Source organism: Rhizobium sp. CC1099 (assembly GCF_029714385.1).
GTDB lineage: Bacteria > Pseudomonadota > Alphaproteobacteria > Rhizobiales > Rhizobiaceae > Rhizobium.
On the sequence record NZ_CP121642.1, the window covers coordinates 955,164 to 980,288 of the forward strand.

Sequence of the window (25,125 nt, forward strand, 5' to 3'; positions counted from 1 at the left end):
ACAGCCTTGATATGTGCATCTTTGTTTTTGGCAGAGGCCAACATGCGTTTCCCAAACGCTACCGGCCATCTGAATGGTTGCTCGAAGCAGTGTAAGAATCGGAAACACTTTGTGACTAAGTTACTCCGAATGCTACGTTTTTCTATCTTGTCGTCCTAACGGTCCTGACGGATATTAGCGAGCGATAAGAGGTAGCCACCATGATCAGAATGATTAATGACCCGGCAGAGCTGGCGGGCGAGGACATCACAGGCAAGTATATACTGCGAAAGTTGAACTACCACTGGTTCGCCTACGGCAAGGCCGCCATCGTCACCGCGTGCAAGGGGACCATTCTGCACCTCGACCGTGAAGAGACTGTTTATTCGGAACGCTGGGGTCGCCGCGCCTATACCGGCACTGGCAAACGTTATCCAGGCGGCGTGTGTCCTATCTCGGCAGTCGCCTGCGTCTGTGACACGCCAGACGATGTCAACGCTGTTATCCAGCTGGACGTTGAAGCGCAGGACGAATTCTACCAGCTGATCGCCAAGACTGAAGCCAGGGTTCATGATCTAGCCGCTTCCTCACAAAATAGCTTCTTTCTAGCGGCTGCCGAATAAGGCGGGGGCGTGCTCCTCGGCAATCGCTGGAGCGCTATCGGCACAGTCGTTGGTGCCAGGTCTCTAGTTCGCCTATTCGTTAAGGGTCTGGTCGTCTGCGCCCAGCGAAGAAGGCTCTGGCTGCCACATTCTACGACGTTGCGTCCGTCTATTGGTATCCCCACGGTGACACGCAGACCGTCCAGGCCTTCGATGGCCTCGACATTTGTACGCGTCCGGTGAAGCGTTATCGCCGTCTTTGACGGTGCCGGGTTCACCACTGTCGGCCAGGACCGCTAGGCCGTTGCGACCGACAGAGCGAACAATCGCCGCTATTTCGTCAGCCTGGTGTCTTGATTGTTGATATGGACGGCCACGTCGGCACCTTCCTGGGCGAGCAAAATCGCTATCGCCCTGCTCAAGCCACGGCTTCCACCTGTCACCAACGCTCGCTTTCCAACGAAGCGACGCGACATCTTTCGCGCCTTGAGTTCTCAAATGTCAAACTGGTAGCTTGCCGGTTCGAACCGATAGCCCTCGGTGCGCTTCTCATGTCGGGCGAAATGAGAAACTGACCCCGCATTGCCTCAAGCAAAATGTTACCGATAGTGTTGATGCTCCCGATGGGATGGTCATGGTTCGCTGTCCCGGCTCGGGGGATGGATGGCACGGCGGATCAGCATGGCGACACGTAGGGAACTGGTTGAGGCGATCATCGAACGATATCGATCGAGCTGTCGGGCGGACAAGCAAAGGATCCTGGATGAGTTCGTCGCAGTTACCGGATATCACCGCAAGCATGCGATCCGAGGCTCCGCCATAGGGAGACCGGACCGCCTTGCGCTCGGCAATATGTTGCCCAGTATGGCCTCGAGGTTCGGGAAGCGCTGGTAGCTCTCTGGGAAGTGTCCGATCGTCTCTGCTCGAAACGCCTGAAGCCGCTGATTCCGATTTTGCTGCCAGCCCTTGAACGTCACGGCCGGCTCGATCTGAGCAGCGAGCTTCGCGATAAACTACTGGCGATCAGTGCGTCGACGATGGACCGGTTGCTGTCAGAGATACGTGTGGTGGCTCGCGGTGGCCGGCGTCGGCGGACTGGAATGAGTTCTGCGGTTCGTCGGTCGGTCCCGGTACGCACCTTCGGGGACTGGAACGATCCGCTGCCCGGTTATGTCGAGGTCGACTTCGTGGCTCATTCGGGGACCTCTTCGTCCGGTAGTTTCGTGCAGACGATGGTGCTGACCGATATCGCTACGGGCTGGACCGAGTGCGTGCCAGTCCGCACGCGCGAAAGCAGTCTCGTTATCGCTGCCCTCAAACAGGCCCGCTCGCTGTTTCCATTTCCGCTGCTGGGCGTGGACTTCGACAGCGACAGCGCCTTCATGAACGAACTTGTGGTCTGCTGGTGCCGACGTCAGGGGTTGGAGGTGACCCGTTCGCGAGCGTATCGTAAGAACGATCAGACTTGGGTCGAGCAGAAGAACGGCGCGATAGTGCGACGGCTAGTTGGTTACGGAAGGCTCGTCGGCGCGGAGGCGACGGTTGCCCTTGGGCGACTCTACGGCGTGGTGCGTCTGTACGGCAATCTATTCCAGCCTTCATTCAAGCTACGGGAGAAGACACGTATCGGCGCTCGCGTCATCAAACGCTAGCATGCGCCCGTGCCGCCCATAGCGCGGGTGCTAGCCCATTCGGGTGTGGCCAAGGGCGACAAGGAGCGGCTGCAGGAGATAGGTGTTGCTGTTTGCCGGGATCCGTGCCGCACAGGAGGAACTCGGAAAGCGGGTCGATCGTCGGGGCTTGAATGCCAGGTCCGAAGAACCAGTCGCCATCGATCTGCAGCGATTCACCGCGAGTCTGAAGACAGCCTGGCAGGCTGGAGAGAAACGGCCGACACATCGGCGGCCATATCGACGGAGCAAGCCCTACCCGAAAAGGCCGAGCATGCTGGAGCCATTCGAGCCCCAGATTCGAGCGTGGCTTGAGGCGGATCCGGCGCTCTCTGCAGCCTCGGTCCTGCAGCGTCTAAAGAGCGCCGATCCGTCACGCTTCACGGAAAAAAGCCTGCGGACGGTGCAAATGGCCGTCAAGGCTTGGCGGATGGAAATAGCCGGGCAGATTTTACTCAATGGCGACTGGACGAAGTGCGCGCCCGTACCTTCTCCCGCCGCGGCGGGAGGAGGTACGGGGCATCTCAGTGCCCCCAGCTTCAGTAACATTCATGGGTGAGGCAATAGGAGGGTCAATTCCTCGCTTCGCTTGACATTGTGCGCCGCCGCCCCCAATGCGACTTCAAGGCCGATATTCGGATATGCACGGAGCTACCGATTTCATGACGGATCAAAGGGCGACGCCGGTCACCGGGTCGACGATAGGTCGCTCGTTCTCGTCCCGCGTACCGGCCGGCGGAACCGCGGGTGCCCTCGACTCCTTGTCAGCGGGATCAGGCTTCTCGGGCACCGGCTTGACGTCTTTTGGACGGCGCTGTTCCCGAGTGGCGTTCGTGTCGTTGGTGCTCATGGCAATCTCCCTTGTACCAAGAACACCGATGGTGGCAATCTAGTTCCAGGAAGCCGCCACGCACGCAAGGATCTGACAAATTTCCTCGCTCACCACGCAACCATCCGTGGATCGCGCCGTTTCGATATTGAACGACGCGAGGCTTCGGATGGGACTTCTGGCACGAATGTTGACAATAGTCATGGCGCTACTGGGTGGCGTCGTTTTCTCGCAAGGACCTGAATTTGCCCAACAGTACCGCCAGCGCATCGGTGGGGCCCTGGACGAATTGAGGAAGATCGTCGATGCATTTGATTCCCAGGCCGTCCAAAACGGCCTCGACCGTCGGGAGGCCCTCAGCGTATATGCAGCCTCTCCTGAAGTCTTCCTCCGTAATCAAGGCGACGCGATGCGCCGGATATTCGAGCGTTACGACAGGCTTTCGGCACAGCAGCGGGAGTTGGCACTGGAGCCTCCAGTCACTAGACCATTGCTGCTGCTGCGCCGCCCCGACCTGACACTTGCCAAGAACACTTGGAATGACTTCGTTCCAGCGGTTCCAGTCGATCTGGCGGGGCTGATCTGGGGGGCAGCGGGATGCGTCTTGGGCTGGGCAACGGCAGCCGGTTGCGGTGCTGCGAGTCGTGGAATGACACGGGCGGCACGCGTCCGCAGGGCGTGATCTGGCAGAGAATTGTGCCGCTTACCATGAATTGCCTCGGCCGGGTCGGGTGCCTGACGCGGGCCATTGGAGCCGGCGAAATCGAAATACGGTTGGCAAATGGAGACGACGCTTTCTTAGAGATCGGCTCGATGGTCTGCTCGACGAAGTTCGCCCTGGTCGGCCCGGACGATTGACACGACGATCAGATTGCTGCTGTGATCGAGCGCACGCTGCGTTCAACGCCAAGCGATGCGACCCATTGGTCGATCCGCTCGATGGCAGGGGCCACAGGCTTTTCGCACACGACGATCCGCTGGAAATGGAACGCCTTCGGCTTGCAGCCTCATCGCACTGAGACGTTCAAGCTTTCCAGCGACCCTTTGTTCATCGATAAGATCCGCGAAATCGTCGGTCTTTATCTGTCACCGGGCTATCGTTACTGGTGCTTTGAGGCCCTTTTGGAGGTGCAAAAGGACATTGTGGGGGAGCGGGTTCATCTACATCAGCTGCCCCACCTTGACGGCACAGGTTCTTTGCGAAATGCTAAGACGTCAGACCAATTTGAAAAGCTGCTACTTTAAGAAGTCAACTGGGGAACCATGAAGGCAAATGTCGGCGATACCCCCCTGATCCGGCCGCTTCCCGCCATGGATCGTGCGCGTCAGGTGACTGAGGCGCTGGCTCATTATGTTGAGGCGGCGAAGCTTAAGGCAGGCGACAGGCTGCCTGCCGAACGTGAACTTATGGCAGCCCTTGCTGTGGGTCGTTCGACTATTCGCGAGGCGATCCGTCACTTTCAGGCGCTTGGAGTGATTGAGACGCGCATGGGAAGCGGCACCTATCTCTTGAAGCCTGTTTCCAAGGCGACCATCCACATGCCGCTGTCACTTGACACGGCGCATCTTCGTGACGTCCTTCTGCAGACGCTGGAGGTTCGCCGCGGCATCGAATGCGAAGCAGGCATGGTGGCTGCGCGGCGCAGAACGGCCAGGGACCTCGCCGTCATCGAAGAGAAGCTCGATGAAATGGAGCGCGTGCACCAAGCGAAGGGCACGTCCGGTCCCGAAGACCTCGCCTTTCACATGGCTGTTTATGACGCAACCCATAACCCGCTGTTCGGCCAGCTTCTTGAGCAGATGCGCGAGACGTTCGAGCGCTTTTGGACTCATCCATTCGACCGGGAAGACTTTGCGCGCCGGTCCTTTCCGTTCCACCGCACGCTTTTCAACGCCATCGTTGCCCAGGACGCCGAGGCTGCCCGCGAAGAAACATTGAAAATCCTCGAGGTTGTCGAGGAAGACATCAAGGAAATGTCCAAATGAGCAACGGCTTGGAACCCTTCGAGCTTGCTTCGCTGATCACCGCCCATGACGAGGGCAACTTCGCTGATGCGGTCGTTCCGCCGATTTTTCAGACGTCGCTTTTCACCTTCTCCGACTACGATGACATGATCGCTTCCTATCGCGGCGAGAAGGTGCGGCCGATCTATACGCGTGGGCTTAATCCGACTGTGCGGATGTTCGAGGAGATGCTTGCCAAGCTCGAGGGCGCGGAAGATGCCCTCGGCTTTGCGAGCGGCATGGCGGCGATCTCATCGGCGGTCCTGAGCTTTGTAGAGCCCGGTGACCGGATCGTAGCGGTCAGGCACGTCTATCCAGATGCTTTCCGCCTGTTTGGCACGATCCTGAAGCGGATGAGGATCGAGGTCACCTATGTCGACGGGCGCGACGAGGAGGCAGTCGCCAAGGCGCTGCCCGGTGCGAGGCTCTTCTACATGGAAAGCCCGACGAGCTGGGTCATGGAGGTCCATGACGTTGGCGCGCTTGCGGCGCTCGCCAAGCGGCATGGCGCCGTTACCATGATCGACAACAGCTGGGCGAGCCCCTTCTTCCAACGGCCGCTGACATTAGGGGTCGATCTCGTTATCCATTCGGCCTCAAAATATCTCGGCGGCCACAGCGACGTCGTCGCCGGCGTCATTGCCGGTTCCAAGGAGATGATCGCGCGCATCAAGGCCGAGACCTATCCCTATCTCGGCGCCAAGCTTTCGCCCTTCGACGCCTGGCTTCTCATCCGCGGCCTGCGGACGCTGCCGCTTCGCATGAAGGCCCACGAGGCTGCGGCGATGGCCATCGCCCAGCGCCTGCAGAAATTCGATGTCGTCGAGCAGGTCTGTCATCCGGGACTTTCCAATCGTCTGCCCACTGGCCTCAACGGCACATCGGGGCTCTTTTCGTTCATTTTCCGCGAAGGTGTCGATATCCGCGCCTTTGCCGACCACCTCAAGCTTTTCAAACTGGGTGTAAGCTGGGGTGGGCATGAAAGCCTGATCGTACCGGGCGAGGTTGTGCTCCAGCAGAAAGCGCAGCCGAATTCCGCGCATGCCTTTGGCATTCATCCGCGGTCCGTACGCCTCCATGTCGGCCTCGAAGGAACCGAGGCACTGTGGGGGGATATCGAAGAGGCGATTGCCGCCGCTTCATAACCGTCAACTGAAAGAACACCGAAAAGGGGGAATGAGCATGAAGAGACTGATAACCGCAACGCTCTTCGCAGCGATGATGGCAGGCACGGCCTTTGCCGATACGACGCTGAAACTCGTCGAAGTCATCACCAGCCCGGAGCGCACCGAGACCCTCAAATCGATCGTCGGTAAGTTCGAGGCCGAAAACCCGGGCACGAAGGTCGAAATCATCTCGCTACCGTGGAACGAAGCCTTCCAGAAGTTCGCGACAATGGTGTCGGCGGGCGATACGCCGGACGTGATTGAAATGCCGGACACCTGGCTTTCGCTCTACGGCAACAACGGCATGCTTGAAAGCCTTGAACCCTATCTGGAAAAGTGGGAGCACACCAAGGAGCTGACGCCGCGCGCGCTTGAACTCGGGCGCGATGTCAAGGATACGGCCTATATGCTGCCTTACGGCTTCTATCTGCGTGCCATGTTCTACAATAAGAAGTTGCTACAGGAAGCAGGCCTTGCCGAACCGCCGAAGACGATGGACGAATTTTCCAAGGCCTCCGAAGCGGTCTCCAAGATCTCCGGAAAATACGGCTACTGCATGCGCGGCGGCCCGGGCGGCTTGAATGGCTGGATGATCTTTGCAGCCTCCATGGCAGGAGACAACAAGTACTTCAACGAAGACGGCACTTCGACCATGAACAGCCCCGGCTGGACAAAGGGCATCGAGTGGATGGTCGACCTCTACAAGAAGGGCTATGCGCCGAAGGACAGTGTGAACTGGGGCTTTAATGAGGTCGTTGCCGGCTTTTATTCCGGCACCTGCGCCTTTCTCGACCAGGATCCGGATGCTCTGATTGCCATTGCCGAGCGCATGAAGAAGGAAGACTTCGGCGTCATCCCGCTGCCGAAGGGGCCGGACGGCAAATCCTTCCCCACGATCGGCTATGCGGGATGGTCGATGTTCACGACGAGCCAGAACAAGGACCTTTCCTGGAAGCTGATTGCAACGCTTGAAGGTCCGGAAGGCAACATCGAGTGGAACAAGAAGATCGGCGCTCTGCCGGCCTATACTGCGGCCGAGAAGGATCCCTTCTATGCCGGCGACCAGTTCAGGGGCTGGTTCGAGGAACTGGCTGACCCGAACACGGTTCCGACCGTCATGCCGACCTACCTCGAAGAATTCGCCTTCTTCAAGGATTCGCTGGCCATCAAGACCTCGCAGCAGGCACTTCTTGGCGACATTACGCCCAAGGAGCTGGCCGATCAGTGGGCCGACTACTTGACCAAGGCGCAGCAGAAGTTCCTGGCCAAAAAGTAGGAGCCAGGGGCGGCGGAGCGATCCGCCGCCGATTCTTCCCGACGAGACAGACGGCGCCATAGCGCCGCGAACCGGAATTTGGCCGATGACTATGATCGCCGACACGTTGAACAGGCGCCACGATCGCAGGCCGTGGCTGAAGCGTCTTGCAGATGCCTCGGAGCCCTATCTCTACAGCGCACCGTCGCTGATCCTCATCATCGCGGTTATGTTGGCGCCGCTGGCGGTGGGCATTTCCTACGCCTTTCGCGATATCCAGCTTCTGAACCCATTTTCCGGCGGTTTCATCGGGCTTGAGCACTTCCGCGCCCTTTCGAAAGATGCGGCCTTTTACGGCGCGCTTCGCAATACGCTATGGTGGACAGGCGCTTCGGTGATCTTGCAGTTCATCTTCGGGCTCATCCTGGCGCTTTTGCTCGATAAGCCGTTCTGGGGCAGGGGCATCGTGCAGGCACTCGTCTTTCTGCCCTGGGCGGTTCCGTCCTTCCTTGCGGGCCTCAATTGGGCCTGGCTTTTCAATCCGGTGATCGGGCCTATTCCGCACTGGCTCTTCGGCCTCGGGCTGACCGGCGCGCCTGGCAACATTCTTTCTGATCCGCAATATGCGATGTGGGGACCGATCATCGCCAATGTCTGGTGGGGCATCCCGTTCTTCGCGATCACGCTGCTCGCAGCGCTTCAGGCAATTCCTCGCGATCTTTACGAAGCCGCATCGATCGATGGCGCCGGCTGGGTCCAGCGCTTCCGTTCGATCACGCTTCCCTTCCTTGCACCGACGATTGCCATCACCGTCTTGCTCCGCACCGTCTGGGTATCGAACTTTGCTGATCTCATTGTCGTCATGACGGGCGGCGGGCCGGCGGACCGGACGCAGATCGTCGCCAGCTATATCTTCACCCAGGCGTTCAGACGGCTCGATTTCGGTTATGCCTCGGCGATCGCACTGGTTCTGCTCGCACTGCTGCTTGCCTATTCCATGCTGATCATCCTGCTGCGGCAGACCCTGCTGAAGGATTGAATAGATGAGACGATCCACCGTTGCGACCACCGCCCATCGGCTGGCAATCCTTTGCTATATCGGTTTCGCGCTCTTTCCGCTTTTCTGGCTGCTGAAGGTCTCAGTCACCCCGAACGACCTGCTTTATAGCGAGGGCGTGCGCATGTGGCCGTCGCGTACGACATGGGAACATTATTCCTTTGTGCTTCAGCACAGTGCCTTTCCAACCTTCTTCAAGAACAGCCTCATCGTGTCGGCCTCGACGGCGGTGGCGGTGACGATCTGCGCGTCGCTTTCCGGTTATGCGCTGTCGCGCTTCAATTTCCGCGCGAAATACTGGATCGTTGCGCTGATGCTTTTAACGCAGATGTTCCCGCTGGTCATGCTCGTCGCACCGATCTTCAAGATACTCTCGCCGCTGCACTTGACGAACAGTCTGACCGGCCTCGTCGTCGTCTATACCGCCTTCAACGTGCCCTTCGCGACGTTCCTGATGCAATCTTTTTTCGACGGCATTCCAAAGGATCTAGAGGAGGCTGCGATGATCGACGGAGCGACGCAGTTCACGGCCTTCCGGCAGATCATCTTGCCGCTGACGCTGCCGGGGATCGCGGCAACCCTCGGCTTCGTATTTACCGCGGCCTGGAGCGAACTGCTTTTCGCGCTGATGCTTATCAACGGCAATGACGCGGCAACCTTTCCGGTCGGCCTTCTTACATTCGTTTCGAAATTCTCCGTGGATTTCGGGCAGATGATGGCGGCGGGTGTCATGGCACTCATTCCAGCCGGCCTCTTCTTCCTGCTCATTCAGCGTTATCTCGTCCAGGGCCTGACGGCCGGCGCGGTCAAGGGTTAGTCACATGGCATCGATCGATATCCAGAACATCAAGAAGGCCTACGGCCACGTCCAGGTGCTGCATGACGTTGATCTCAAGATCAAGGATGGTGAATTCGTCGTCCTCGTGGGCCCGTCGGGCTGCGGCAAGTCGACCCTGCTGCGCATGATCGCGGGGCTCGAAGAGGTCACTGGCGGCGAAATCCGCATTGCCGGGAACCGGGTCAATGAGTTGCATCCGAAAGACCGGGACATCGCCATGGTGTTCCAGTCCTACGCGCTTTATCCCCATATGAACGTCGCCGGCAACATGAGTTACAGCCTAAGGCTCAGGAAGACGGCGAAGGAAAAGATTGCGAGCGCCGTTGCAAATGCCGCCTCCAAGCTCGGCCTCGATCCGCTGCTTGAACGGAGGCCAAAGGCACTTTCGGGCGGGCAGCGGCAGCGTGTCGCCATGGGTCGGGCCATCGTTCGCCAGCCCAAGGCCTTCCTTTTCGACGAACCGCTCTCGAACCTCGACGCACGTCTTCGCGAACAGATGCGTGCTGAGATCAAGAAACTGCATGCCGACCTGAAGGCGACCTCAATCTATGTGACGCACGACCAGATCGAGGCAATGACGCTCGCCGACCGGATCGTCGCCATGCATGGCGGCGTGGTGCAGCAGGTCGGCAGCCCCCTCGAGCTTTACGATCGGCCCGCCAATCTTTTCGTCGCGGGCTTCATCGGTTCTCCCGGCATGAATTTCCTGGATGCGACATGCGAGGCGGGCGGGGTCAGGCTGAAGGACGGGACGCTTGTTCCGCTGTCGGCGCCGCTTGCGCTTTCCAGCGGCGCGAAAGTCACGCTCGGCATCCGCCCGGAGCATGTGGTCATGTCGGATCAAGGCGGAATGCGTGCCGAGGTCGAGCTCGTCGAACCGACCGGCTTCGGCATCATCCTGCATCTGTCGCTGCATGGCCTGCCTTTCAAGGTCTTCACGCTGGATCGCGAAGCGCTGACGGCCGGGCCCGAAGTCAGCGTATCCTTTCCGGCGCAGCATCTGCATCTATTCGACGGCGAGGGAAATAGGGCCGGCTGACGTATCTTTTCCGCCTCGACCGACTGACGACAATCGCCGTGGCGGCCCACGAATGCCTCAGGTAGGTTATCGGATCACCGGCCCGTTCGCCTTCTTCCAGGCATCGATGCCGCCTTCGATGTGGCAGGCGCTGGCCAAGCCGGCATCCTGGGCTGCCTGGACGGCCATTGCCGATCGCTCGCCGAAAGCGCAGTAGAACACGATGCGCTTGCCGGTCGCCTCTGCCAGTTCATGCAACATCCCGCCGGTGCTGATGTTTTCCTGCAAGTCCGGATAGGGCGCATGCAGGGAGCCAGGAATTGTTCCATGTTTTTCCCGTTCTCCCTTCTCACGCAGATCGACGATTGCAATGTCGGGACGCCCGCTCAGCGCCAAGACCTCTGCCGCCGAGACGGCCCAGCCCTTGCGTGAAATCTCGTCCTGATGCAGGCCGATATGGATATTTGCAGGCACGGCCACATCCATCATCTTCGGATTTGGAAGCTTCAGGTTATTCATGAGATCGGCGTACTCGTCGGCTGATCTGACCTTCAGGCGTGGATTGAAGCGCTTCTCCTCGCCGATGGTGGAAACGGTGTCGCCCTTATAATCGTGCGCCGGATAGACCAGGGTCTCGTCAGGAAGTTTGAGGAGCTTGTTGAAGATGGAGTCATATTGCTGGAGCGGATTGCCGTTCTGGAAATCGGTACGCCCGGTGCCGCGAATGAGCAGCGTGTCGCCCGTAAAAACGCGGCCATTCATGAGGAATGAATAGGAATCGTCCGTATGGCCCGGTGTGTAAAGGACGTCGAGGCTCAGTCCCTCAATCGCCACGCGGTCGCCTTCCGTGACGCGCATGGAGACGACATCGGCAAGCGTCTGCTCGCCCATCACTGTCACGCAATGGGTCCGGTCGCGCAGCGCACCCAGCCCGGTAATGTGGTCAGCGTGCAGATGAGTATCCACGGCCTTGACCAGCTTGAGGTCGAGCTCCTCTACCAGCTTGAGATAGCGGTCGACCTTTTCGAGCACTGGATCGATGATGAGCGCCTCGCCTCCCTTTCGGCTGGCGATGAGATAGGTGTAGGTGCCGGAGACACTGTCGAAGAGCTGGCGGAAGATCATCGGCACCTCCCTTTTGCAGATTGCTCCACCGGATGTCGCACCTATGCCTCTGGCTGCGGGACGATCCGGATGTAGGGCTTCGGTGCGGTCCATCCGTTCGGATAGATCGTCCTGGCCTCGTCGTCGCTTACCGAACCGGCGATGATGACATCCTCACCCTGTTTCCAATTCGCCGGTGTGGCGACCCTGTGCTTGGCGGTCAGCTGCAGCGAGTCGATTACACGCAGCACTTCATCGAAATTGCGGCCGGTCGTCATCGGATAGACGAGGATCAGCTTGATCTTTTTGTCGGGGCCAATGACGAAGACGTTGCGCACGGTCTGGTTGTCGGCCGGCGTTCGCTTTGTCGGATCGCCGGAGACTGCTGCGGGGAGCATGCCATAAAGCTTCGATACGTTGTAATCGGTATCGGCAATCATCGGGAAATTCGGTGCAGCGCCCTGCGTTTCCTGGATGTCGCTTGCCCAACCGGCATGGCGATCGACAGGATCGACCGACAGGCCGATGATCTTCACGCCACGCTTGTCGAATTCGGGTTTGATCCTGGCCATGTAGCCCAGTTCAGTGGTGCAAACCGGCGTGAAATCCTTGGGATGCGAAAACAGGACAGCCCAGGAATTGCCGATCCAGTCGTGAAACTCAATCTTGCCTTCGGTCGTTTCTGCCTGGAAATCCGGTGCGGTATCGTTGATCGCGAGAGACATGAACCCCTCCATCTGACACATGGTTGCCGAAACGTTTCGCCGGTACGGTTGTTCTATATTCCGCTAAATTAGAAAATGCGCAATATATAAGTGCGGCGGCTCTCATTGAAGCTGCCGGCAATATATTGGAGAGGGGCATGGCAATACATTTGAACGTTCGGGTTTTGGCCATTCTACCCCTTTTGGAGTGGGCAAGGATCGTTAGGCGTTCCTGAACAGCTTCCAGCGTTTGGGGCGGAAGGCGATGCGGTTGCGGTCAAGGCTGTCAGCTTGCTCGGGCGGCAATTCGAGCTCGATCGACGGGTGATGCTTGCCGATGTTGACCTCGATATGGCGCGTACCGGCAACGCGGCGGCTGGAGACGAGCAGACCGGCGATGCATCCACCGCAGCCGTCGCGCAGTTCGATGTCGTGCGGTCGGAAATAGAGCTGCGCGCTGCCGTCCCTCTCATTGTCCGCCTTCAAGCCAAGGGGACGGTCTTCGAACCAAAGTTCGCCCCCGGCAACGCGCACATCCAGACAATTCGACTGGCCCACGAAACCGAAGACGAAGGGCGAATTCGGATTGTCGTAGACCTGGTCCGGTGTGCCGACCTGCTCGATCGCGCCTTGGCTCATGACGACGACGCGGTCGGCAAGTTCCATCGCTTCGTCCTGGTCATGCGTGACGAAAACCGTGGTGTGACCGGTGCGGTCATGAATCTCACGGAGCCATTTGCGCAGGTCCTTTCGCACTTGGGCGTCGAGCGCACCAAAAGGCTCGTCGAGAAGCAGTACGTTCGGTTCTACCGCAAGAGCGCGCGCGAGCGCGACGCGCTGGCGCTGACCGCCCGAGAGCTGGGCCGGATAGCGCTTTTCCAGACCGGAAAGCTGCACGAGATCCAGCAGTTCCAGCGCGCGGCTGCGGATCTCGGACTTTGTGGGGCGGCGCGCTGCATCGCGCACCTTCAGCCCGAAGGCGATATTGTCGAGCACCGTCATGTAGCGGAAAAGAGCATAGTGCTGAAACACGAAGCCGATATTGCGCTGCTGCACAGTCTTTTTCGAAGCATCTTCGTCGCCGAAGTAGATCAGACCTTCGGTCGGGCTTTCGAGGCCGGCAATCAAGCGCAAGAGCGTCGTCTTGCCGGAGCCGGATGGACCGAGCAGCGCGATCAGCTCTCCTGAACGGATATCGAGCGAGATGTCATGGAGCGCCGGGAAGCGGTCGAATTCCTTGCGCAAGTTTTGAACGCGTACTTCCATTCTATTTCCTTCAGTGCCGCCGGCTGGCAGCGATTTCTTCGCTGTATCGCATTTCGAGCAGCGTCTTCAAAACAAGGGTCACAAGCGCAAGCGAGGCAAGCAATGTTGCAACGGCAAAAGCGCCGGTGAAATTATACTCGTTGTAGAGAATTTCTACCTGCAACGGCATGGTGTTCGTCTGGCCGCGGATGTGACCGGAGACGACTGAGACGGCGCCGAACTCGCCCATGGCGCGGGCGTTACAAAGCAGCACGCCATAGAGCAGGCCCCATTTGATGTTGGGCAGCGTCACATGCCAGAAGGTCTGCCAGCCGCTGGCACCCAGCGACAGGGCCGCTTCTTCATCCGCCGTTCCCTGTTCCTGCATCAACGGGATCAGTTCGCGCGCGACGAAGGGAAAGGTGACGAACATTGTGGCAAGGATCAATCCGGGCGCTGCGAAGAGGATCTTGATGTCGTGCGCGTCGAGCCATTTTCCGAGATAGGTATTGGCACCGAAAAGCAGCACGAAGACGAGGCCGGAAATAACCGGCGAGACGGAGAAAGGCAGGTCAATCAGGGTCGTCAGGATGGCCTTGCCCTTGAATTCGAACTTGGCAATCGCCCATGCGGCCGCGACGCCGAAAAATAGGTTCAACGGCACGCTGATACCGGCGACGATGAGCGTCAGGCTTATCGCCGAGAAGGTCTCGGCGTCCTGCAGCGCCTCGAAGAAAGCACTCCCGCCCTTGCGGAAGGCCTCGACGAAGACAGCCGCAAGCGGCAGCAGCAGAATAAGGAGCAGGAAGACCAGCGACAGGACGATGAGCGTCCAGCGGGCAAACCTCGTTTCGGTGATGACCGAGCGGACCTTGATTGAGCGAGGGATCGTGTCAGATGCCATTCCCGTACCTCCGCCTGCTCCAGCTCTGGATGAGATTGATCACGAGCAGCATGATGAATGAGATGATCAGCATAACTGCCGCAATGCCTGTCGCGGCCGCGTAGTTATATTCTTCCAGCTTGATGACGATCAAAAGCGGCGCGATCTCTGACTTGAACGGCAAGTTGCCGGCGATGAAGATGACCGAACCGTACTCGCCGACCCCGCGTGCAAAGGCCAATGCAAAGCCTGTCAACACGGCAGGCGCGAGGGCTGGAAGAAGGACACGGAAGATCGTCTGGAAGCGATTGGCACCAAGCGTTGCGGCAGCTTCTTCCACCTCCTTGTCGATCTCTTCCATCACCGGCTGCACGGTACGCACGACGAAAGGCAGGCCGACAAAGACGAGGGCGACGACGATGCCGACCGGTGTGAAGGCGATCCTGATGCCAAGCGGCGTCAGGAACTGGCCGATCCAGCCGTTCGGCGCATAGAGCGTCGTCAGGGCGATGCCGGCAACCGCGGTCGGCAGTGCAAAAGGCAGATCGACCATAGCGTCGATCACCCGCTTGCCGGGAAAACGGTACCGCACCAACACCCACGCAAGGACGACGCCGAAAACGGCGTTGACACAGGCCGCGGCAAAAGCCGCGCCGAAGCTGATGCGAAGCGCGCTCAGCGTGCGCGGATCGAATGCAATGGACGAAAACTTGTCCCAGCCAAGCTCGCTCGAACGCCAGGCGAGGCCCGAGAGGGGGATGAGGATCAAAAGGGTGAGCCAGGTCAAGGTAAGGCCGAGCGCCATTCCAAAGCCTGGAATGACGCTCGGCCGTTTGAACCGCCACCGCGTGGGGCTATGTGCTTTCATGCGAGGTATTATTGGGCCGGCTTGTAGATTTGGTCAAATACGCCGCCATCACCGAAGAATTTCGGCTGTGCTTCCTTCCAGCCGCCGAAGTCGTCGATGGTTGCGAGCTTCAGGTTCTGGAAGCGGTCAATGTCCGCCTTGTCGGCGACCTCCGGCTTGCTCGGGCGGTAGAAGTGCTTTGCAGCGATCTTCTGGCCCTCGTCGGAGTAGAGATAGTTGAGATAGGCTTCGGCAACCTTGCGCGTGCCCTTCTTGTCGACATTGCCGTCGACGACCGCAATCGGCGGATCGGCGCGGATGGACAAGGTCGGCGTGACGATCTCGAACTGGTCCGGCCCGAGCTCCTCCAAGGAGAGATAGGCTTCGTTTTCCCAGGCAAGCAGAACATCGCCCAGGCCGCGCTGGACGAAGGTCGTCGTTGCACCGCGAGCCCCGGTATCGAGAACTGGAACGTGCTGCAGGAGCTTCGTTACGAAATCCTGCGCTTTGGTGTCGTCACCGCCGTTTGCCTGCTTGGCCCATGCCCAGGCGGCGAGGAAATTCCAGCGCGCGCCGCCCGAAGTCTTCGGGTTCGGCGTAATGACCTGAACGTCATCCTTGATCAGGTCGCCCCAATCCTTGATACCCTTCGGATTGCCCTTGCGAACCAGGAAAACGATGGTGGAGGTATAGGGCGCCGAATTATTCGGGAATCTGGATTTCCAGTCGGCTGGGATCTTGCCGGTCTTGCTGGCGATCGCATCGATATCGCCTTCGAGTGCGAGGGTCACGACATCGGCCTCAAGACCATCGATGACGGAACGCGCCTGGGCGCCCGAACCGCCGTGCGAGGTCTGGATCGTGACCGTCTCGCCGGTGTCCTTCTCCCACTTTGCGGCAAAGGCGGCGTTGAAATCCTTATACAATTCACGCGTTGGATCGTAAGACACGTTGAGAAGCGTCTGATCGGCGAAAGCCGGGACAGTGGCGCCGATTGCGACGCTGCTTGCAAAGACAGCGGCCGCGAGGAATCGGGTGATCCGTATTGACGGCATGGGGAACCTCCTTCGTTCTACTTAAACTCTATCAACTTGGTCGTATAACGAAACGAAAGTTCTTCCGGTTCCTGATGTGCTTTTAGAAACCCATCCCATTCCGCTGCCAAAATTGAAACGGACGTCCCGACCGTCACCGATCGTGTGTCGTTACAGAAAAAGCACCATTTCGGCCCACTCGCCATGACACGGATGAAAACATCGCGATCCGTGCAATCGATGACAGGCCCGCGCCGCATGCAACACGATTTCTAAGCTCGGATCAACAAACCCAAAGCGCGGCACTCAAGCCGCGCTCCCTCATGGCCGTGAATCTCCAATGAAACTCGAATAGAACTCATCGACGTTTCTCGCCTTATGCATCGACTGAAGGACGCCTTCCGATTGCAGGCGTCGCGCGATGGCGGCAAGCACGTTGAGATATTCGCCACGGTTGCTTTCTCCGAAAAGCAGCAAGAAAGCGATATCCGTCGGCAGATCGTCGATCGCCTCGAAGTCCAGCGGCTGGGCGAAACGCACCAGGAGCCCACGTGGGCTTGTCATGCCGGCGATCGCCGCATGCGGTACGGCAATGCCGTTGCCGATGCCGGTCGAGCCGAGGTTTTCACGGCTTTCCAGCGCCTGGAGGGTCGTCTTTTCCTCGATGTCAAACGCATTGCCGGCCTTTTCGGCGAGATTTTGCAGCGCGCGCCACTTCGTCGTCACGGAAACGCCGATGAAGGTATGCTCCGGCCGGATGATGTCTGCGAGGTTCATGTCTTTCCCGTTGTCGTATTGGCAGGATAAGATGCCGGAACTCAATCCGGCTCTCTGAGCCGGTAGCCGACCCCGGTCTCGGTGGTGATATATTGCGGCTGGTCCGGAATCTGCTCCACCTTTTGCCGCAGTTGACGGACGTAAACGCGCAGATACTGAACGTCGGCAGCCGGCCCCCAGACCTGTTTCAGGAGGAACTGATGCGTCAGCACCTTGCCGGCATGCTGGGCAAGCACGCGCAGGATATCGTATTCCTTCGGCGACAGCTTGATCTCCCTGTCATCCACCTTGACGATCCGCTTGACGAGGTCGATCGAAAGACCGCCTGTCTGGAAGATTGCCTTTTCTCCCTGCTGCTGCAGCCGGTGGCGGAGCGCCACGCGAATGCGGGCCCCGAGCTCGTTGATGCCGAAGGGTTTCGTCACGTAGTCGTCGGCGCCGGTTTCAAGCGCCTTGACGATGCCTGTCTCGTCGGTGCGGCTGGAGAGGATGACGACGGGCATGGAAAGGCCATCCTCGCGCCATTCGCGCAGCAGATCATGGCCAGGCTTGTCGGGAAGGCCCAAGTCCAGAACGATGAGATCCGGCTCACTATCCTTTACCGCCTGGTGGGCGCTGGCGGCATTCGGCGCCTCATGAACCTCGTAGCCCTGCGCGCTGAGCCCGACACGAAGCAGTTTACGGATCGGCGGCTCGTCGTCGACGACGAGGATCTTCACGGCGGGACCGGTCATTTGAGTTCGTCCAGTTTTGGAATGTCATTGGGTTTTGGCATACGGATCGTAAAGATGGCACCGGAGCGGTCCTTGCGGTTTCCGGCGAAGATCGTGCCGCCCATCGCTTCTATGAAGCCGCGGCAGATGGAAAGGCCAAGGCCCGTTCCGGCGCGCACCTGATCGCCCTTGCGGACGCGGTAGAAGGTGTCGAAGATGCGCGTCAGGTCAGCGGGTGGAATGCCTGGGCCTTCGTCGGCGACCTGAATGACGACCTCTCCGGCGTCGGCCCATCCCTCGATGCGGATCGCCGAACCTTCAGGCGCATATTTCGCGGCATTGTCGAGCAGGTTGAAGAGCGCCTGTTCGAAGAGCACCGGATCGACGCGCACCATCGGCAGGTCAGCCGGAATGATCATATCAGGCTTGTGACGGTCAAGGATCTTGGCGGCCCGTCTCAGCGCGCTGCCAGCGATGTCGCCGGGATAGTGCAGACCATAGTTCGGCTCCATGGCTCCGGATTCGATTTTCGTCATGTCGAGCAGATTGGCGATGAACCGGTTCAGCCGCTCGGATTCATCGATGACCGTCGCCAGAAGGTCGTTTCGGTCTTCCATCGGCATGGAACCGAAATAGTCACGCAGCGTGCCGGCGGCGCCGAGAATTGCTGCGAGCGGGGTCTTCAAATCGTGCGAGATCGACGTCAGCAGGGCGGAGCGCAGGCGATCGGCTTCGGCGGCAAGCTTGGCGCGATCGACATCGGCGACAAGCTGTATACGCTCGATGGCAAGTGCTGCCTGATCGGCAAGCGCATCCAGGAGCCGCTGCTGTTCAGGCGTAAAGAGTGGACCGTCGCGGCGGTCGCTGTCGAGGCCAATGACGCCGACGGCGGTACGTCCGGTTCTAAGCGGCACATAAAGGCGCTTCGCGCCGGGAAGCGTGTCTGCGCCGCGCCCGGCGGCATGGTTGTGTTCCCAGGCCCAGCGTGCTGCGGCGATATCGGCATCGTCCAGCGTATCGTCGGGCGGATATCCGGCCTTGACCGCAATCGTTCCGCCTTCGGGCAGGAGCAGGACGACCCGCACCTTAAGCATCGAGGCGATCTGAAAGGCCGTTGCCCAGAGTACATCGTCGAGCGTGCCGGTGCTCGCAAGCTTGCGGGAAAAAAGATAAAGGTCCTCGGTGGTGCGCGCACGCTGTCGAGCGGCCGCCGCCTGGCGCTGAACGGTCGCTGTGAGATTACTCGCAATCACGGCAACGCCGATGAAGAAGAAGAAGGCGACCACGCTTTCAGGATCCCTGATCGTCAGGGTGAAACGCGGCGGCAGGAAGAAGAAGTTGAAGGCAAGTGCGCCCAGAATGCAGCTGTAGAGCGCGGGCCGCAAGCCGTGGAGTACCGCGGAGGTGAGGACGGCCATCAGGAAGACGAGAGCAAGGTTGCGCACGTCCAGAACCTGATCGAGCACCGTGCTGAAGGCGAGTGCTGCCGCAACGTAGATCGTTGCAAGCAGATAGGCCTTGATGTTGAAGGCCGGCAATGCGGGTGCCGCCTTGACGCCGCGGCCTGCATTGCCGTCCTTCTCGTTGCCGGAGATGACGTGAACGCTGATACCACCGGCGCACCGGATCAGCTCGTCGACCGGCGAGTGCTGAAACCATTGGCGCCATGTCGCCTTCACGGGTGATCCAACCACAATATGTGTTACGTTGTTGGCGCTTGCGTGGCGAAGCAATTCCTCGGCAACCCCGGTGCCGGGAAGGGTAACAGCCTCGCCGCCTAACCGCTCGGCGAGCCGCAGCGTGGCAGCGATCGTATCGCGCTGTTCTTCTGTCAGACTGATCGACTGATTGGTTTCGATATAGACCGCTGACCACGGCGCGCGCAGCCGCGAAGCCATGCGCGTAGCATAACGCACCAGCGAGGCTGATCGCGGATGCTGATCGATCGAAACCAGCACACGCTCGCCGGCAGCCCAGGGACCGGAGATGGCATGCGCCTGCATATGGCTGACGAGTTGGTCGTCGACGCGCTGTGCGGTCTTGCGCAATGCGAGTTCACGAAGCGCCGTCAGATTTCCGGGCGTGAAATAGTTGCTCAGCGCGCGTTCGGCCGTTTTCGGCACATAGACCTTGCCGTCGTGCAGGCGTTTGATCAGGTCGTCGGGCGTCAAATCGATGATCTCGATATCGTCAGCCAAGTCGATCACCGAGTCCGGTACGGTCTCGCGAACGCGGATACGGGTGATCTGCGAAACGACGTCGTTTAAGCTCTCGACATGCTGGATATTCAACGTCGTATAGACATCGATGCCGCGGTCCAGCAGCTCCTTGACATCGAGATAACGTTTCGGGTGGCGGCTGCCTTCTGCGTTCGTATGGGCGAGCTCATCGACGAGGACGAGATCCGGCTTGCGGGCGAGGATGGCGTCGAGATCCATCTCCTCCAGGGTGTGGCCCTTATACTGGACCTTCGCCCGCGGAATGATACTGAAGCCGTCGAGCAGCGCCTGCGTTTCCTTGCGGCCATGAGTCTCAACCACCCCGACGACAACGTCAACGCCGTCCGCAAGCTTTGCCCGTCCGGAAACCAGCATTTCATAAGTCTTGCCGACGCCAGGCGCGGCGCCGAGAAATATCTTCAGCCGGCCGCGCGTTTCCGCCCGCGCCTTCTCGAGAAGCGCGTCCGGCGAGGGCCTTGCGGCCTGATCGCTTCTGTCGTCCGGCATGCGTGTCGTCTTTCTTGCAAGCAGGGCCCGGCGCGCTCAAGTGCCGGGGCCCTTAGCCTTTACTCAGTCATAGAAGCATCGAGGGACTGGTTCAATGCCAGCACATTGACCGTGGGTTCGCCAAGGATGCCGAGTTCAGGAGCCTGAATGACGCTGTCCACCAGGGCTTTCACCGTGGCCTGGTCCATGTTGCGAGCCTTGGCGACGCGCGGTACCTGGAAGTAGGCCGCTTCTGGCGAGATATCCGGGTCAAGCCCGCTTCCGGAGGCGGTCACGAGATCGATCGGGACCTCTGCACCCGGGTTGATGGCCTTGGCCGCTTCGTAGTCGGCCTTCACGCGGTCGATCAGCTTCTGGCTGGTCGGGCCGAGGTTCGAACCGCTGGAGCTTGCAGCATTGTAGCCGTCACCTGCCGCCGAAGGACGGCCGTGGAAATACGTGTCGCTGGTAAAGGCCTGGCCGATCAGCGCCGAGCCGATCACCTGGCCGTCTTTCTCGACCAGGCTGCCGTTTGCCTGCGCCGGGAAGAGTGCTTGCGCGGCGCCCGTCATGGCGAGTGGGTAAAGCAGGCCGGTGATGGCCGTGGTGGCAACGATCATGACGATTGCCGGACGAAGTTGTTTCAACATTGCTCGGACTCCTTATGCGAGGCCGACAGCGGTGATCAGCATGTCGATCGCCTTGATGCCGATGAACGGGACGACGATGCCGCCAAGACCATAGATCAAAAGATTGCGGGAAAGCAGGGCGCCGGCACCAATCGGGCGGTAGCGCACGCCTTTGAGCGACAAGGGGATCAGCGCGATGATGATCAGCGCGTTGAAGATGATTGCCGACAGGATAGCGCTTTGCGGCGACGACAGACCCATGACGTTCAGTGCGGAAAGCTGCGGATAGAAGGTGAGGAACATCGCTGGGATGATGGCGAAGTACTTGGCGATATCGTTGGCGATCGAAAAGGTCGTCAGCGCGCCGCGGGTCATCAACAGCTGCTTGCCGATTTCGACGATCTCGATGAGTTTCGTCGGATCGCTGTCGAGGTCGACCATGTTGCCCGCCTCACGGGCGGCGACCGTGCCGGTATTCATCGCGACACCGACGTCGGCCTGGGCAAGGGCTGGTGCGTCGTTGGTGCCATCGCCGCACATGGCGACGAGTTTGCCCTTCGCCTGCTCCTCGCGGATCAGCGTCAGCTTGTTCTCTGGCGTGGCTTGGGCCAGAAAGTCGTCAACGCCGGCTTCTGCGGCGATCGCAGCAGCGGTCATCGGATTGTCGCCGGTGATCATCACGGTGCGGATACCCATGCGACGCAATTCGGCGAAGCGTTCGCGGATGCCGCCCTTGACGATATCCTTGAGTTGGATGACGCCAAGCAGACGGCCGTCACGGGCAACGGCAAGCGGCGTGCCGCCGGCCTTGGCAATCTCGTCGGCAATTGTCTGCAGCTCCCTCACCACATCGCTATTGGTGCGCAGGGCTACGGCAGCGTTGCCCGAGACAGAGGCTGAGCCGGAGCCGACATAGGCAAGCACTGCGTCGACAGCGCCCTTGCGTATTGATGAGCCCTCGATGTCGACCCCGCTCATGCGGGTCTGGGCGGTGAAGGGTACGAAATGTGCCTTCAGGCTTGCCATCTCGCGGCCGCGAATTGCGTATTTCTCCTTGGCAAGCACGACGATCGAGCGGCCTTCGGGCGTTTCGTCGGCAAGAGAAGCGAGCTGGGCTGCGTCGGCAAGCTCCTGCTCGGAGACACCGCGGACCGGATGGAAGGCGGTTGCCTGACGGTTGCCGAGGGTGATCGTGCCGGTCTTGTCGAGCAGCAGCGTATCCACGTCGCCGGCGGCTTCGACGGCGCGGCCGGACATGGCGAGCACGTTGAAGCGGACGAGACGATCCATGCCGGCAATACCGATCGCCGAGAGCAGGGCGCCGATCGTCGTCGGGATCAATGTCACGAAGAGTGCAACGAGGATGATGATCGGGATCGAGCCGCCCGCATAGATCACAAAGCTCGGGATCGTTGCGGTCGCAAGAACGAAGATCAGCGTCATGCCTGCGAGCAGGATATTGAGCGCGATCTCGTTCGGTGTCTTCTGGCGTTGCGCACCTTCGACGAGCGAGATCATGCGATCAAGGAAGGTCGATCCGGCAGCCGCCGTGATCCGAACACGAATCCAGTCGGAAAGCACCTGCGTGCCACCGGTAACAGCGGAGCGGTCGCCGCCCGATTCTCGGATGACCGGAGCGGATTCACCGGTTATTGCGGCTTCATTGACCGAGGCCACACCTTCGACGACTTCTCCGTCCGACGGGATGATATCGCCGGCTTCGACGAGGACGAGATCGCCGACCTTCAGACTCGTGCCGGGTACCATGCGGTAGCCGGTGCCGTTATTGGCCGTGAGCAGCTTGGCCTGTGTTTCGGTGCGTGCCTTGCGCAGTGAGTCCGCCTGCGCCTTGCCGCGGCCCTCGGCGACAGCCTCCGCGAAGTTCGCAAAGAGCACCGTGAACCAGAGCCAGAGATTGATCTGGAATGAGAAGCCCAGGTCTGCGCTGCCGCCTACAAGGTCGCGGATAAAGAGGATGGTCGTGAGGGCGGAAACCGTGGCCACGACGAACATGACGGGGTTCTTGGCAAGCGTGCGCGGGTTAAGCTTCTTGAAAGCGGCGCCCACGGCCGGAATGAGGATGCGAGAATCCATGATGCTCGCGGATTTTGCCTGGCTCATAAGAGACTCCAGCTTGAAACGAGGTGAGGCGACCGGCTTTCTGGTCAGCCATGGAAAATTCTAAGGGCGGCGAGGATGACGAGGAGGCCGGCCATCATGACGAGGATGATGTTGGAGGCACGCGCCATCCGCTCGCACTCACGTCCCGGCAAACCGGGACGTGAGTTGAAGGATTTGCGAAGTCTGTGGCGAAGGATCATGTCTTCACCTCAGAAGGTCTGACCGGTGATCATCATCAGGTGCTCGATGACCGGGCCGAGGGCCAGCGCCGGGAAGAAGGTGAGGCCGCCGACGATCAGGATGGTGCCGCTCAGAAGCCCGACGAAGAGCGGACCATCGGTCGGGAAGGTGCCTGCCGAGGCCGGAACCGTCTTCTTGGTGACCAGCGAGCCAGCAATCGCGAGTGCCGGAATGATGACCAGGAAGCGGCCCATCAGCATGCCGATACCGAGCGTGATGTTGTACCAGGGGGTGTTGCCCGTCAGGCCACCGAGAGCCGAACCGTTGTTTGCCGCAGCCGACGTATAGGCATAGAGGATTTCCGAGAAGCCGTGCGGACCCGCCGTGCCGACTGAGGCGACGGCCGACGGAAGCACGGTGGCAATCGCGGTGAAGACGAGCATGGCCAAGGGCAGGCAGAGAATGGCAAGGACAGCCATCTTCATTTCCTTCGCCTCGATCTTCTTGCCGAGATATTCCGGCGTGCGGCCGACCATGAGGCCTGCCACGAAAACGGCAACGATGATGAAGAGCAGGATGCCGTAGAAGCCTGCGCCGACACCGCCTACGATGATTTCGCCGAGCTGCATGTTGATCAGCGGTATCAGCCCGCCTAGTGCGGTGAAGCTGCCATGCATCGCATTGACCGCGCCGCAGGAGGCAGCGGTCGTGATAACTGCAAAGAGCGAGGACAGGGCGACGCCGAAGCGGACTTCCTTGCCTTCCATGTTGCCGCCGACCAGTCCGAAGGACTGCATCAGCGGGTTACCGGCGGCCTCTGCCCAGTAGGTGACGCCAACGCCGACGACGAACAGGATGCCCATGGTGGCAAGGATCGCCCAGCCCTGACGCTGGTTGCCGACCATGCGACCGAAGACGTTGGTCAGTGCTGCACCAATCGCAAAGATCGAGAGCATCTGGACGAGGTTTGAGATGGCATCGGGATTTTCGAAGGGATGCGCGGAATTGGCATTGAAAAAACCGCCGCCATTGGTGCCGAGCATCTTGATTGCGAGCTGCGAGGCGACGGGACCAACAGCGATCGTCTGTTTAGCGCCCTCAAGCGTCGTCGCTTCGACATAAGGGCCGAGCGTCTGCGGCACGCCGAGATAAACATAGACCAGCGTCAGTACGATGCAGAGCGGCAGGAGCACATAGAGCGTGCTGCGGATCATATCGACCCAGAAATTGCCGATGGCCTTGCCGGAGGCGCGCGCAAAGGCGCGGATCAAACCGACGGCGATGGCGATGCCGGTTGACGCCGACACGAAGTTCTGAACGGTGAACCCTGCCATCTGCGTAAGATAGGACATTGTGCCTTCGCCGCCGTAATTCTGCCAGTTCGTGTTGGTGACGAAGCTGACGGCGGTGTTGAACGACAGGTCCGGCGGCACGGAGGTCATGCCGGCGGGGTTATAGGGCAGACCGGCCTGCAAGCGCATCAACGCATAAAGCACGAGTACGCCCAGGAAATTGAAAAGCAGCATTGAAAAAGCATAGGAGGTCCAATGCTGTTCCTCACGCTCGCTGGTGCCGGCAATGGCATAAAGCCCCCGTTCGATCGGAACGAGGACCGGCGAGAGGAACGTGCGCTCGCCGTTGAAGACACGCGTCATGTAGCCGCCGAGCGGTTTGACGAGCACGAGGACGATCCCGCAGTAAAGCAGGATCTGAAGCCATCCGTTGAGGGTCATGGGAAGTAACTTTCAGTACCCGGCTGCTTCCT

General features: G+C 59.8%; 22 protein-coding genes and 2 pseudogenes. 10 read left to right on the forward strand and 14 right to left on the reverse strand.

Annotated features, from left to right (window positions below):
• Positions 1 to 200 precede the first annotated feature (200 nt).
• The gene (locus tag QA644_RS25745; RefSeq protein WP_074071676.1) at positions 201 to 602 is read left to right on the forward strand and encodes a hypothetical protein; all 402 of its coding nucleotides are present in this window, start codon (positions 201 to 203) and stop codon (positions 600 to 602) included.
• 642 nt (positions 603 to 1,244) lie between these two features.
• Positions 1,245 to 2,810: pseudogene (locus QA644_RS25755) on the forward strand (transposase).
• Positions 2,811 to 2,921: 111 nt separating this feature from the next.
• Here the strand turns inward: QA644_RS25755 and QA644_RS25760 are convergent.
• Positions 2,922 to 3,101, reverse strand: coding sequence for a hypothetical protein (locus QA644_RS25760; protein ID WP_283073813.1), 180 nt, complete (start codon positions 3,099 to 3,101; stop codon positions 2,922 to 2,924).
• Positions 3,102 to 3,267: 166 nt separating this feature from the next.
• On the opposite strand from QA644_RS25760, the gene QA644_RS25765 reads away from it, so the two are divergent.
• From QA644_RS25765 to ugpC, 8 genes and pseudogenes are all read left to right on the forward strand, one after another.
• Positions 3,268 to 3,762 (forward strand): DUF2937 family protein, encoded by a 495-nt coding sequence (locus tag QA644_RS25765; RefSeq protein ID WP_283073814.1) that lies wholly within the window; start codon positions 3,268 to 3,270, stop codon positions 3,760 to 3,762.
• Positions 3,763 to 3,841: 79 nt separating this feature from the next.
• A pseudogene (locus QA644_RS25770) lies at positions 3,842 to 4,172 on the forward strand (helix-turn-helix domain-containing protein); the annotation flags it as partial.
• 171 nt (positions 4,173 to 4,343) lie between these two features.
• On the forward strand, positions 4,344 to 5,066 hold the full coding sequence (locus QA644_RS25775) for a FadR/GntR family transcriptional regulator (protein ID WP_092588266.1): 723 nt from the start codon (positions 4,344 to 4,346) through the stop codon (positions 5,064 to 5,066).
• Positions 5,063 to 6,229, forward strand: coding sequence for a PLP-dependent transferase (locus tag QA644_RS25780; RefSeq protein WP_283073815.1), 1,167 nt, complete (start codon positions 5,063 to 5,065; stop codon positions 6,227 to 6,229). The genes QA644_RS25775 and QA644_RS25780 overlap by 4 nt, the downstream gene beginning before the upstream one ends.
• Before the next feature lie 37 nt (positions 6,230 to 6,266).
• Entirely contained in the window at positions 6,267 to 7,526 is a 1,260-nt protein-coding gene (locus tag QA644_RS25785) for a sugar ABC transporter substrate-binding protein (protein WP_283073816.1), read from the forward strand.
• Between the two features lie 85 nt (positions 7,527 to 7,611).
• Complete coding sequence (locus QA644_RS25790; RefSeq protein WP_194731313.1) at positions 7,612 to 8,544, forward strand: sugar ABC transporter permease; 933 nt, start codon at positions 7,612 to 7,614, stop codon at positions 8,542 to 8,544.
• 4 nt (positions 8,545 to 8,548) lie between these two features.
• Positions 8,549 to 9,379 carry a carbohydrate ABC transporter permease gene (locus QA644_RS25795; protein WP_283073817.1) on the forward strand — a complete coding sequence of 277 codons (831 nt, stop codon included), beginning with the start codon at positions 8,549 to 8,551 and terminating at the stop codon, positions 9,377 to 9,379.
• A gap of 4 nt (positions 9,380 to 9,383) precedes the next feature.
• Positions 9,384 to 10,439: a sn-glycerol-3-phosphate ABC transporter ATP-binding protein UgpC gene (ugpC, locus tag QA644_RS25800; RefSeq protein WP_239600917.1), complete on the forward strand. Its 1,056-nt coding sequence runs from the start codon at positions 9,384 to 9,386 to the stop codon at positions 10,437 to 10,439.
• A 66-nt stretch (positions 10,440 to 10,505) separates the two neighbouring features.
• On the opposite strand, the gene QA644_RS25805 is transcribed toward ugpC, so the two are convergent.
• The 13 genes from QA644_RS25805 to kdpA all read right to left on the reverse strand — a co-directional run bounded on the left by QA644_RS25805 (position 10,506) and on the right by kdpA (position 25,093).
• Complete coding sequence (locus QA644_RS25805) at positions 10,506 to 11,543, reverse strand: MBL fold metallo-hydrolase (protein ID WP_283073818.1); 1,038 nt, start codon at positions 11,541 to 11,543, stop codon at positions 10,506 to 10,508.
• Positions 11,544 to 11,584: 41 nt separating this feature from the next.
• The gene (locus QA644_RS25810; RefSeq protein WP_283073819.1) at positions 11,585 to 12,247 is read right to left on the reverse strand and encodes a peroxiredoxin; all 663 of its coding nucleotides are present in this window, start codon (positions 12,245 to 12,247) and stop codon (positions 11,585 to 11,587) included.
• A 201-nt stretch (positions 12,248 to 12,448) separates the two neighbouring features.
• Positions 12,449 to 13,492, reverse strand: coding sequence for a sulfate/molybdate ABC transporter ATP-binding protein (locus tag QA644_RS25815; protein ID WP_283073820.1), 1,044 nt, complete (start codon positions 13,490 to 13,492; stop codon positions 12,449 to 12,451).
• Between the two features lie 10 nt (positions 13,493 to 13,502).
• The gene (gene cysW, locus QA644_RS25820; protein WP_283073821.1) at positions 13,503 to 14,375 is read right to left on the reverse strand and encodes a sulfate ABC transporter permease subunit CysW; all 873 of its coding nucleotides are present in this window, start codon (positions 14,373 to 14,375) and stop codon (positions 13,503 to 13,505) included.
• On the reverse strand, positions 14,365 to 15,222 hold the full coding sequence (gene cysT, locus QA644_RS25825; RefSeq protein ID WP_239600912.1) for a sulfate ABC transporter permease subunit CysT: 858 nt from the start codon (positions 15,220 to 15,222) through the stop codon (positions 14,365 to 14,367). Before cysT ends, cysW begins: the two co-directional genes overlap by 11 nt.
• A gap of 8 nt (positions 15,223 to 15,230) precedes the next feature.
• Positions 15,231 to 16,256 (reverse strand): sulfate ABC transporter substrate-binding protein, encoded by a 1,026-nt coding sequence (locus QA644_RS25830; protein WP_074071700.1) that lies wholly within the window; start codon positions 16,254 to 16,256, stop codon positions 15,231 to 15,233.
• A gap of 300 nt (positions 16,257 to 16,556) precedes the next feature.
• The gene (locus tag QA644_RS25835) at positions 16,557 to 17,012 is read right to left on the reverse strand and encodes a PTS sugar transporter subunit IIA (RefSeq protein ID WP_194731306.1); all 456 of its coding nucleotides are present in this window, start codon (positions 17,010 to 17,012) and stop codon (positions 16,557 to 16,559) included.
• A gap of 41 nt (positions 17,013 to 17,053) precedes the next feature.
• Entirely contained in the window at positions 17,054 to 17,746 is a 693-nt protein-coding gene (locus QA644_RS25840) for a response regulator transcription factor (protein WP_283073822.1), read from the reverse strand.
• Positions 17,743 to 20,451, reverse strand: coding sequence for a sensor histidine kinase KdpD (locus QA644_RS25845; RefSeq protein WP_283073823.1), 2,709 nt, complete (start codon positions 20,449 to 20,451; stop codon positions 17,743 to 17,745). Before QA644_RS25845 ends, QA644_RS25840 begins: the two co-directional genes overlap by 4 nt.
• A 59-nt stretch (positions 20,452 to 20,510) precedes the next feature.
• The gene (kdpC, locus tag QA644_RS25850) at positions 20,511 to 21,080 is read right to left on the reverse strand and encodes a potassium-transporting ATPase subunit KdpC (RefSeq protein WP_283073824.1); all 570 of its coding nucleotides are present in this window, start codon (positions 21,078 to 21,080) and stop codon (positions 20,511 to 20,513) included.
• 12 nt (positions 21,081 to 21,092) lie between these two features.
• Positions 21,093 to 23,180: a potassium-transporting ATPase subunit KdpB gene (gene kdpB, locus QA644_RS25855; protein WP_283073825.1), complete on the reverse strand. Its 2,088-nt coding sequence runs from the start codon at positions 23,178 to 23,180 to the stop codon at positions 21,093 to 21,095.
• 44 nt (positions 23,181 to 23,224) lie between these two features.
• Complete coding sequence (locus tag QA644_RS25860) at positions 23,225 to 23,380, reverse strand: hypothetical protein (RefSeq protein ID WP_283073826.1); 156 nt, start codon at positions 23,378 to 23,380, stop codon at positions 23,225 to 23,227.
• Positions 23,381 to 23,389: 9 nt separating this feature from the next.
• The gene (kdpA, locus tag QA644_RS25865; RefSeq protein WP_283073827.1) at positions 23,390 to 25,093 is read right to left on the reverse strand and encodes a potassium-transporting ATPase subunit KdpA; all 1,704 of its coding nucleotides are present in this window, start codon (positions 25,091 to 25,093) and stop codon (positions 23,390 to 23,392) included.
• Positions 25,094 to 25,125 lie beyond the last annotated feature (32 nt).